At 38.6% G+C, this 10,781-nt stretch carries 10 protein-coding genes; 9 read left to right on the forward strand and 1 reads right to left on the reverse strand.

Translation table 11 applies throughout. The features are described 5' to 3' along the window. The first annotated feature begins 9 nt into the window (after window positions 1–9). From xseA to spo0A, 9 genes are all read left to right on the forward strand, one after another. Window positions 10–1,365, forward strand: a complete 1,356-nt coding sequence (gene xseA / locus M3189_RS14515) for an exodeoxyribonuclease VII large subunit (protein ID WP_251634762.1) — start codon at window positions 10–12, stop codon at window positions 1,363–1,365. Further along, window positions 1,358–1,591: an exodeoxyribonuclease VII small subunit gene (locus M3189_RS14520; RefSeq protein ID WP_353057428.1), complete on the forward strand. Its 234-nt coding sequence runs from the start codon at window positions 1,358–1,360 to the stop codon at window positions 1,589–1,591. The genes xseA and M3189_RS14520 overlap by 8 nt, the downstream gene beginning before the upstream one ends. Before the next feature lie 3 nt (window positions 1,592–1,594). Next, a complete protein-coding gene (locus M3189_RS14525; RefSeq protein WP_251634763.1) occupies window positions 1,595–2,488 on the forward strand; it encodes a polyprenyl synthetase family protein in 894 nt (297 codons plus the stop codon). Between the two features lie 147 nt (window positions 2,489–2,635). Continuing rightward, entirely contained in the window at window positions 2,636–4,528 is a 1,893-nt protein-coding gene (gene dxs / locus M3189_RS14530; protein ID WP_251634764.1) for a 1-deoxy-D-xylulose-5-phosphate synthase, read from the forward strand. A gap of 3 nt (window positions 4,529–4,531) precedes the next feature. Beyond that, a complete protein-coding gene (locus M3189_RS14535; RefSeq protein WP_251634765.1) occupies window positions 4,532–5,371 on the forward strand; it encodes a TlyA family RNA methyltransferase in 840 nt (279 codons plus the stop codon). Window positions 5,372–5,518: 147 nt separating this feature from the next. After that, window positions 5,519–5,968 (forward strand): transcriptional regulator AhrC/ArgR, encoded by a 450-nt coding sequence (gene ahrC, locus M3189_RS14540; protein ID WP_251634766.1) that lies wholly within the window; start codon window positions 5,519–5,521, stop codon window positions 5,966–5,968. Window positions 5,969–5,983: 15 nt separating this feature from the next. Beyond that, complete coding sequence (gene recN / locus M3189_RS14545; RefSeq protein ID WP_251634767.1) at window positions 5,984–7,684, forward strand: DNA repair protein RecN; 1,701 nt, start codon at window positions 5,984–5,986, stop codon at window positions 7,682–7,684. Between the two features lie 100 nt (window positions 7,685–7,784). Then, the gene (gene spoIVB / locus M3189_RS14550) at window positions 7,785–9,083 is read left to right on the forward strand and encodes a SpoIVB peptidase (RefSeq protein ID WP_435368087.1); all 1,299 of its coding nucleotides are present in this window, start codon (window positions 7,785–7,787) and stop codon (window positions 9,081–9,083) included. A 283-nt stretch (window positions 9,084–9,366) separates the two neighbouring features. Beyond that, window positions 9,367–10,158 carry a sporulation transcription factor Spo0A gene (gene spo0A / locus M3189_RS14555; protein ID WP_251634769.1) on the forward strand — a complete coding sequence of 264 codons (792 nt, stop codon included), beginning with the start codon at window positions 9,367–9,369 and terminating at the stop codon, window positions 10,156–10,158. Between the two features lie 368 nt (window positions 10,159–10,526). On the opposite strand, the gene M3189_RS14560 is transcribed toward spo0A, so the two are convergent. Further along, window positions 10,527–10,781, reverse strand: a 255-nt coding sequence (locus M3189_RS14560; RefSeq protein ID WP_251634770.1) for a hypothetical protein, incomplete at its 5' end; no start/stop codon positions are given.

Genomic DNA, 10,781 nt, shown 5'->3' on the forward strand with positions numbered 1-10,781 from the left:
GAGTACCTAATGCAGGAGAAAAAGTATTTATCTGTATTGGCATTAACAAAATACATAAAAAGAAAATTTGATGCCGATCCCCATTTGCAGGATGTCCATGTAAGAGGTGAAATATCAAACTTTAAACAGCATTCAAGCGGGCATATGTATTTTACCTTAAAGGATGATAAAGCACGAATTCTTGCTGTCATGTTTTCCAGCCAATCACGGACAATGAAGTTTTCGCCAGAAAACGGCATGAAGGTGGTTGTAAAAGGAGATATTTCTGTCTATGAACCAAGTGGTCAATATCAAATATATATAAAAGAAATGCAGCCAGATGGAATAGGGGAGTTATTCTTAGCCTATGAACAGTTAAGAAAAAGACTTGAAGCGGAAGGCTTATTTTCGATAGAACGGAAAAGGTCTATTCCGAGCTACCCGAAGACGGTAGGCGTCATTACCTCCCCAACAGGAGCGGCAATAAGAGATATTATTACAACGATTAAAAGACGTTATCCGATAGCGAATATTCTAGTATTGCCAGCACTCGTACAGGGTGAAAATGCTGCCCCTTCTATCGCTAAAGCTATTGAAAAGGCAAATAAGCTGAATGACCTTGATGTGCTTATAGTTGGGCGTGGAGGCGGCTCAATTGAAGAATTATGGGCTTTTAATGAGGAAGTAGTTGCAAGAGCTATATTTCAATCTGCAGTCCCAATCATTTCGGCTGTTGGACATGAAACAGATTTTACCATTGCTGATTTTGTTGCAGATTTGCGTGCGCCAACGCCGACTGCAGCTGCTGAGTTAGCTGTACCGCATATCGATGAATTAATGGAAAGACTGCTGCAGCGGAAAACCCGTATGCTCCAGTCTATTAATAGCCTATACCGATACGAGAAGCAACGGTTAGACCGAGCTCAAAAGTCCTATGCTTTTCGGTACCCGCGGCGTCTTTACGAACAGAAGCTTGAGCAGGTAGATAAATTAACAGAACTCCTGGTTCGCGGCGCCTCACGATTGTCAGATGTAAAAAGGTCCCAGCATCAAACGGTTCATAATCGTCTGATGCGAAATCATCCAAGGGTAGCTTTACGCGACGCCGCTGGCAGGTTTGACCGCTCACAAAAAGACGTTAAACGGGCAATGGAGAAAATTCTCTTAAAGAAACAAACAGAATTTGATAGGGTTATTGCAACCCTTCAAGCGTTAAGTCCGTTAAAAATAATGGAACGTGGATACAGCCTTGTCTATACAAATGAAAATGAATTAATAAAAAGTATTAAACAAGTGAAAGAGAACGAACCACTTCAAATTCAATTAACAGATGGCAGCCTTCTCTGTAATGTACAGAATATAAAGGAGAGCGAAAACCGTGAGTAATGAACAAAAGATTTCCTTTGAGGAAGCAATGAGTAAGCTTGAACAAATTGTGGATAAGCTTGAAGAAGGAGATGTCCCTTTAGAAGAGGCAATTGTCTTTTATAAAGAAGGAATGGAACTATCCAAGCTTTGTCATGATAAGCTTAAAAGTGTAGAGGAACAATTAACACAGATTATTACGGAGGACGGACGGAAACAAAACTTTACGATAGAAGAGGAGGAATAGGCTTTGAATGCTAAAGTTCTAGATGCTTTTACACAAGAACATAAACAACTGCTTGAATCAGAGCTACGAAACTTGGTGCAAAAGCTGAAGGCGCCTCCTATTATTAAAGAAGCGATGCATTATTCTCTGGATGCAGGCGGTAAAAGAATTCGTCCTTTACTAGTATTTGCAACTATCGCTGCTTTTGGAAAAGATCCTAAAATCGGGTTGTTACCAGCTTCAGCTATAGAAATGATTCATACATATTCATTAATTCATGATGACTTGCCAAGTATGGATAATGATGACTTTAGAAGAGGTAAGCCAACAAATCACAAAGTGTTTGGCGATGCAATCGCCATTCTAGCTGGAGATGCATTATTAACCTACAGCTTTGAGGTAATTGGACGGATTCCCAACGAAAATGCTTCGAGTGAGACGAAACTTCGATTGGTAACTGAAATGGCCAAAGCTGCGGGCAGTGAAGGAATGGTTGGCGGTCAGGTAGCGGATATGGAAGGCGAGGGTAAAACTCTTACCATTGAAGAGCTTGAGTATATACATATACATAAAACAGGGAGACTCTTACGATTTAGTGTCATAGCAGGTGCATTGTTAGGCGGGGCAAATCAGGAGCAACTAGAGAATCTTTCTTCTTTTGCCCATCACCTTGGGCTTGCTTTTCAAATACAGGATGACATATTAGACTTAGAGGGCAATCCAGAGCTATTGGGTAAACCTGTTGGAAGTGATACCACTAATGATAAGAGTACGTATCCACAGCTGTTAACGATGAAGGGTGCAAAAGAAGAGTTACAAAAGCAATTAGATTTGTCCAAACAATACTTAGAAAAGACTGGACTTAATATAAATCTGCTTAGTGAAATTGCAGATTTAGTGGCCTCTAGAGACCACTAAGATAACTGGTATTTGAACAACAAAGTAATTGTGTTATAATTGTTGTCAATGTAGAAAACGTTGTTAATGCCGTTACCACTATTAGTGTTAGCGGCTATTTTTAAATAGTTGACTGATAGAAAAAGTATGAAAGTGAGTGGTCCTAACATGGATCTGTTATCAATAAAAGACCCTTCCTTTTTAAAAGGGATGTCAAATCAAGAATTGGAGGCTTTAAGTCAAGAGATACGCCAATTCTTGATTGAAAAGCTGTCTGTAACTGGAGGCCATATTGGACCGAACTTAGGTGTTGTCGAATTAACAATTGCTTTACATAAATGTTTTGACAGCCCCAAAGACAAATTTATTTGGGATGTAGGACATCAATCCTATGTTCATAAAATACTAACAGGCAGGGCTAGAGAATTTGATACACTGCGTCAATATAAAGGACTGTGCGGCTTCCCTAAAAGAATTGAGAGTGAGCATGATGTTTGGGAGACAGGACATAGCTCAACATCCCTTTCAGCAGCAATGGGTATGGTCATTGCCAGAGATTTGAAAAAAGAAAGCTCTTATGTCGTACCTATTATTGGAGATGGTGCGCTAACAGGAGGAATGGCCTTAGAAGCATTAAATCATATTGGACATGAAAAAAAGAATATGATTGTCATCCTTAACGACAATGAAATGTCAATTGCACCTAATGTAGGTGCTCTTCATAATATTCTTGGCCAATTACGCACAGCTGGTAAATATCAGTGGGTTAAAGACGAGTTAGAATTATTCTTAAAAAAGGTTCCAGCTGTAGGTGGAAAACTCGCAGCAACTGCGGAACGTGTAAAAGACAGTCTCAAATATTTATTTGTTTCAGGTATGTTTTTTGAGGAAATGGGCTTTACGTATTTAGGACCAGTGGATGGACATGATTATGATGCTTTATTTGAAAATTTCCGTTATGCCAAAAAAACGGAAGGACCAGTCTTATTACACGTAATCACGAAAAAAGGAAAAGGCTTTAAACCGGCTGAAAGTGATACTAAAGGTACTTGGCATGGAACTGGACCATATAAAATGGATACAGGAGCCTTTGTTAAGTCTGATAAAGCACCACCGGCATGGAGCAGCCTAGTTAGTGAAACAGTTCGCAAGCTTGCACGCGAGGATGAGCGAATTGTTGCGATTACTCCTGCAATGCCTGTTGGGTCTAAGCTTGAGGGCTTTGCTAGTGAATTTCCAGAGAGAATGTTCGATGTTGGGATAGCTGAACAGCATGCTGCTACTGTAGCTGCTGGATTAGCCACCCAAAATATGAAGCCGTTTTTAGCCATCTATTCGACATTCTTACAACGGGCATATGATCAAGTTGTCCATGACATTTGCCGTCAGAATCTAAATGTTTTCATCGGAATTGATCGGGCTGGGTTAGTGGGAGCAGATGGTGAAACCCATCAGGGCGTATTTGATATTGCCTTTTTAAGACATGTGCCTAATCTAGTATTAATGATGCCTAAAGATGAAAATGAAGGGCAGCACATGGTTTATACCGCTCTAAATTATGATGATGGTCCAATTGCGATGAGATTTCCTCGAGGAAACGGTTTGGGTGTTCAAATGGATGAAAAATTCAAGAGTATTCCAATTGGCACCTGGGAGGTTTTAAAGGAAGGCTATGACGGTGCTATCTTAACCTTTGGTACCACCATCCCAATGGCGATGGAGGCAGCTGAAATACTCGAGAAACAAGGGATTTCAGTAAAGGTAGTTAATGCGCGGTTCATAAAGCCATTAGATGAAAAAATGCTCAATCAATTATTCTCAAAGAATATTCCTATCCTAACCATTGAAGAAGCAATCCTCCAGGGCGGATTTGGAAGTTCTGTATTAGAATATGCGCATGATCAAGGTTTTTATCATCAGGCAATCGACCGTATGGGGATACCAGACCAATTTATAGAGCATGGGGATGTTGATTCACTGCTTGAGGAAATAGGGATGACCACTTCAGAGGTTGTTAAAAGAATGACTATACTTGCACGAAAAAAACAACAAAGGGCATAAGGTATGAAGAACAAAGAGCGTTTAGATGTTTTATTAGTTGAAAGAGGATTATCTGAAACTCGGGAGAAGGCGAAGCGTTCAATTATGGCGGGGCTGGTTTATTCAAACGAGGAGCGATTAGATAAACCTGGAGAAAAAGTAAAAGTTGATATCCCGCTTATGATTAAAGGAAACGTGCTCCCTTATGTCAGTCGCGGCGGTCTTAAGCTTGAGAAAGCGTTAAAAGTCTTTGATGTGACAGTGAAGGATAAAATTATGCTCGACATTGGCGCTTCTACGGGAGGTTTTACTGACTGCGCTTTGCAAAATGGTGCCAAAATGTCCTATGCCCTAGATGTAGGATATAATCAGCTTGCATGGAAGCTGCGACAGGATGACCGTGTAGTGGTAATGGAAAGGACCAACTTCCGATATGTGACACCGAAAGATTTGGCAGGAGAAATGCCCAATTTTGCAACCATCGATGTTTCTTTTATCTCCTTAAAGTTGATATTACCTGTTTTAAAAACACTTCTTGTTCCTAACAGTGATATTGTCGCACTCGTCAAACCACAATTTGAAGCAGGTCGTGAGCAGGTTGGAAAAAAAGGTATCGTCCGCGATGAAAAAGTTCATTTACAGGTTGTTAATAAAATTGTCGTTTTTGCTCTTGAACAAGGATTTAATGTGGTGAATTTATCCTTTTCTCCTATCACTGGAGGAGACGGGAATATTGAGTTTCTCCTTCACCTCAGATGGGTTGGGGAGCAAGATAATGGCCAAAATGAATTGCCTTTTGAGCCTTTACAAATAGTGAAAGATTCCCATCAGGAATTTAAATCCAAAAAAGATGTTGAAGGATGAGCATATGCTCATCCTTTCTTTTTAATTTGACAAGTTTTTCTCTTGAATAATCATTGTACATCCTAGGCAAAATGGGCTAACATATTGGTATAAGCGACATTTTTGTACAAAATACTTAGATGTTCTGATGATTACGGGGTGAAAAAGTTGAATAAAGGTCAACGACATATAAAAATTAGAGATATTATCACCAACAATGATATTGAAACACAAGATGAACTTGTTGATGAACTAAAAAGTGCTGGTTTTAATGTAACGCAAGCAACTGTATCAAGGGACATTAAAGAATTGCACTTGGTTAAAGTCCCTTTGCAAGATGGCAGATACAAATATAGTCTCCCTGCAGACCAACGCTTTAATCCTTTGCAAAAATTAAAAAGATCATTAATGGATGCATTTGTTCGAATAGATTCTGCTGGACATTTACTTGTCATGAAATGTCTGCCTGGAAATGCTATGGCAATCGGAGCGTTACTTGATAACCTCGACTGGGAAGAAATATTAGGAACCATCTGTGGGGATGATACGATATTAATCATCTGTCGTACACCTGAAGATACAGAGACTATCACAAATCGGTTCCTTGACATGCTGTAATGGGGGGAAAGGACCATGTTATCAGAATTATCGATTAAGAACTTTGCGATTATTGAGGCTCTTTCCATTTCGTTTGACAAGGGGCTGACTGTTTTAACAGGAGAAACCGGTGCAGGAAAATCAATTATTATTGACGCCATTCATCTACTAGTAGGTGGCAGAGGCTCGCTTGAGTTTGTCAGACACGGGGAAGATAAGGCGGAAATTGAGGGTCTCTTTCAGATAGATGAGCACCATCCTGTGTTTTCAAAGGCATTTGAATTTGGGATAGAAATTGAAGAAGGTATGGTCGTTTTACGAAGGGATATTTCTCGGACGGGCAAGAGTGTTTGTCGGATCAATGGTAAGCTTGTAACCATCTCAACTCTAAGGGAAGTAGGATCTACCTTAGTTGATATACATAGTCAGCATGAACACCAAGATTTAATGGATGAGAGCAGGCATCTACTCTTACTTGACCAATTTGGTTTTGAGGATATTTCTTTTTCTCAGACAGAATACCAAGAAGTGTTTCATCGCTATGAACAAACTTCTCATAAACTTAAGTCTCTAAGTGAGAATGAGCAAAAAACAGCGCATCGCCTAGATTTAATTCAATTTCAATTTGATGAGATTCAAAATGCAAATCTAAAGCTTAATGAAGATGAGCAGCTCTTTGAAGAAAAACGAAAGCTTGTGAACTTTGAACGTGTTTTCGAAGCGATTCAATCCAGCTATAATGCCCTTACTGGAGAACAAAAGGGGCTGGATTGGATTAGTTTGGTAATGGGACAGCTTGAAGACGCTCAAGCATTGGATTCCGCTTATAAAGAATTATATGAATCCGTCATGAACAGCTTTTACCAGCTAGAGGATGCTTCCCGCACATTGAGGAATGAACTAGATGAATTAGAATATGATCCACAGCGGTTAAATGAAATCGAAGAAAGATTAAATGAAATTAATCAGTTAAAGCGCAAATATGGAAAAACAATTGAAGAAGTTTTAGAATATGCAGCGAAAATTGAAGAAGAAATAGAAACGCTGCAAAATAAGGAAACACATATAGGGCAACTAGAGAAACAACTAGCCTCCATTAAAAAAGATTTAAGCCTAGAAGCCAAACAGTTGACGGAACTCCGGAAACGCTGGGCAGGGAAGCTGACAAAATTAATTCATAATGAATTGAAAGAACTATACATGGCAAAAACAGTGTTTGAAATTCGCTTTGAATCCGTTCTGCCACATTTTACAAAAAATGGTGTGGATCACGTGGAATTTTTTATCTCTACAAACCCAGGTGAACCATTAAAGCCTTTATCGAAAATTGCTTCTGGCGGGGAACTATCGAGGATAATGCTCGCGCTCAAGAGTATATTTTCGAAACATCAAGGCGTTACTTCCATTATTTTTGATGAGGTAGATACTGGTGTAAGCGGAAGGGTGGCACAATCAATAGCTGAAAAAATCTATAAAGTAGCTGTCGATTCACAGGTATTATGTATTTCGCATTTACCTCAAGTAGCTGCTATGGCAGATACTCATTTGTTTATTTCCAAAGTAACAACAGGCGGACGAACCAAAACTTCAGTTCATTCACTTAGTGTTGATGAGAAAATAAAGGAAATTGGCCGAATGATTTCTGGCGTTGAAATTACTGATTTAACAAAAAAACACGCTGAAGAATTGTTATTTTTAGCATCTGAAAATAAAAAAATTGAAAAGCTTCCCAATTAGGGGAGCTTTTTTATGTTGTCTTATGTTATAAATGCTGCTGATGGAGGCAAAATTAAAGATGTAGCCATTTCGATGTAGAGTGAAACGCAAAGCGAGGAGAGTGAAGATTTTGAAGTTAGAAATAATTAGAAAGATCATTGGTGGAATTCTCCTTGTTTCATTAATCAGCATTCTTTATTTTCAGCCATTTCAGCAGTACCTTGATATACCAAAGACCATTACAGTCTTTGAAGGACAAAATTATACTTTTCAAAAGGCTGTACCGGTTTCAGCCTCTTTAGTATCTCTCAATTCAACTATCTCACTTGAACAAGATAAAGAAAAAGTATCCTTAGAAGCAAATGATTCAGGTAAAGAAGAAATGCTTTTAGAATTTGCAGGGATACCTGTAAAAAAGGTCGATGTAAATGTCTTAAAGGATTTCAAAGTCACCCCAGGAGGACAATCCATTGGTGTTAAACTAAATACGGTTGGCGTATTGGTCGTAGGCCACCATTTAGTTAATACAGAAGATGGAAAAAAATCACCTGGTGAAATAGCAGGAATCAAAATCGGTGATATCATTACAGAAATCAATGGAAATAAAATTGAAAAAATGACTGATGTTGCCCCGTTTGTGCAAGATTCAGGTCAAAGCGGTAAAGCATTAGATATGGTTATTAGCAGGGAAAGTGGTAAGTTTACAACGAAACTTACTCCCCTTAAGGATAAGGGAGAAAACTCCTATAAGCTTGGATTATATATTCGTGATTCAGCAGCAGGAATCGGAACGATGACATTTGTTCATCCACAATCTAAGAAATATGGTGCCCTTGGGCATGTTATTTCAGATATGGATACGAAGAAGCCAATTGTAGTAGAAGATGGTCAAATCGTTCGGTCTACGGTTACCTCCATTGAAAAGGGCAGTAATGGTGACCCAGGAGAAAAGCTAGCGCGATTCTCTTCAGACCGTGAAATAGTCGGAAACATCACAAAAAACAGCCCATTTGGCATTTTCGGAGTGTTGAATAAAGAATTAAAGAACGGAATTTTGGATAAACCACTTCCAATTGCCTTATCCCACCAAGTGAAGGAAGGGCCAGCAAAAATTCTAACAGTGGTAAATGATGACAGGGTAGAAGAATTTGATATTGAAATTGTCAGCACAATCCCGCAGAAATTTCCAGCAACAAAAGGCATGGTCTTGAAGGTAACCGATCCAAGGCTTCTAGAAAAAACTGGAGGAATCGTTCAGGGGATGAGCGGAAGTCCAATTATCCAGGATGGAAAGCTAATTGGTGCAGTAACACATGTCTTTGTCAATGATCCAACCTCTGGTTATGGAGTACACATTGAATGGATGTTAAATGAAGCAGGAATTAACATATACGAAAAACCTGAAGAAAAGGCTAGCTAAAACTAAATTGTAATAAAAACAAAATAGGCTATAAAAGCCTATTTTGTTTTTACATAAAGTATTTTCGACAAAAAAATGGAATAATTAGGCACATATGCGAATTTAGTCGAAATTTAAAGTAAAACAAAGAAAAGATGAGATTTTCTCACTATTTTAAGAAATATTAAAAAAACTAGAGGAATTTTAGTTGCATTGTCGAATTTCTAATTTAGAATAGAATTAAGAGAATAAAAATTAATGTTAAATAGAGATATGAACATTTGGATTTGAGGAGGAAATAAAAGTGAAAAAGATTAAAGTTTGTGTCGTGGATGATAATAGGGAGTTAGTTGGATTATTAGAGGACTATATTTCTTCCCAAGATGATATGGAAATTGCGGGTATTGCTCATAATGGTCAGGATTGTTTAGAACTTCTTGAATCAACGGATACGGATGTACTCGTTTTAGATATTATTATGCCTCATCTAGATGGTTTAGCTGTCCTTGAACGTTTAAGAGAGCTTAAAAAGGGTGCAATTCCTAATGTTATTATGTTGACTGCATTTGGACAAGAAGACGTTACAAAGAAGGCAGTTGAGCTTGGTGCCTCTTATTTTATTTTAAAACCTTTTGATATGGAGAATTTAGGTAACCATATCCGTCAAGTAAGCGGTAAAACCAGTCAGGTAAGCAGAAAGGCGCCTTCTGGAAATTATCGTTCGCACACTGAAAATAAACCAAGAAATCTAGATGCTAGCATTACAAGTATTATCCATGAAATTGGTGTCCCTGCGCATATAAAGGGATATTTATATTTACGTGAAGCAATCTCAATGGTTTATAACGATATTGAATTACTCGGTTCTATTACGAAGGTCTTATACCCTGATATTGCTAAGAAATATAACACGACTGCAAGCCGAGTGGAACGCGCTATCCGCCATGCGATAGAAGTAGCTTGGAGCCGTGGAAACATTGATTCTATTTCCTCTCTATTCGGCTATACAGTTAGCATGTCAAAGGCTAAACCTACAAACTCAGAGTTTATTGCGATGGTTGCAGATAAACTTCGCTTAGAGCATAAGGCCTCTTGAAGGGAAACGGAATAAGGGTTTAAAAGTTATTTTTTGCCAACCAATTATTTCACCTTAATATTCTGATTTAAAACCAACAAAATTTTACCATCTCACCCAATAAATCAATTGATTTGTTGGGTTTTGTATTTGTTGGGATGATTAGGTTTTTGGTACACTTCTTGCATATTAATTAGATGCCTTTTTTAAATTTCAATATGAAGGAGGAAATGATTGTTTGGGTTTTTACTTATTATGTAAAAGTAAGCATCCAAATATTTGAGTTTGAAAATAGGGATGAGGCAAAAGCGAGGTATGATAAATTAGAAGGCTGTAGAATCTTATCATAGGTCATTTATTATAATGACATTGAAAAGGTACTGGTGTAATCATAAGGTTACTAGGTCATTCCAAGGGAGAAAGGCGGGGTAATTGCAGTGCCGCGCCTTTTGTGCGCTTGGCAGCGCTTCGCTTAATGGGTGAAAGTCCCTAACATGCCGTTGTGGCGGAAATGTACAGCTGACAGGTAGTGCGAGTATCGTGAGATTTCGTGCGGAGGACTTGAAGGCAAAACTCGGAACAGGTGGCTGAAACCATGTTGGCTGATAAGATGGGATAACCTTACAAAAGATGGGGATGTCCAA

The sequence above is a fragment of the Neobacillus niacini genome (genome assembly GCF_023715415.1).
GTDB classification, from domain to species: Bacteria; Bacillota; Bacilli; order Bacillales; family Cytobacillaceae; genus Neobacillus; species Neobacillus niacini_C.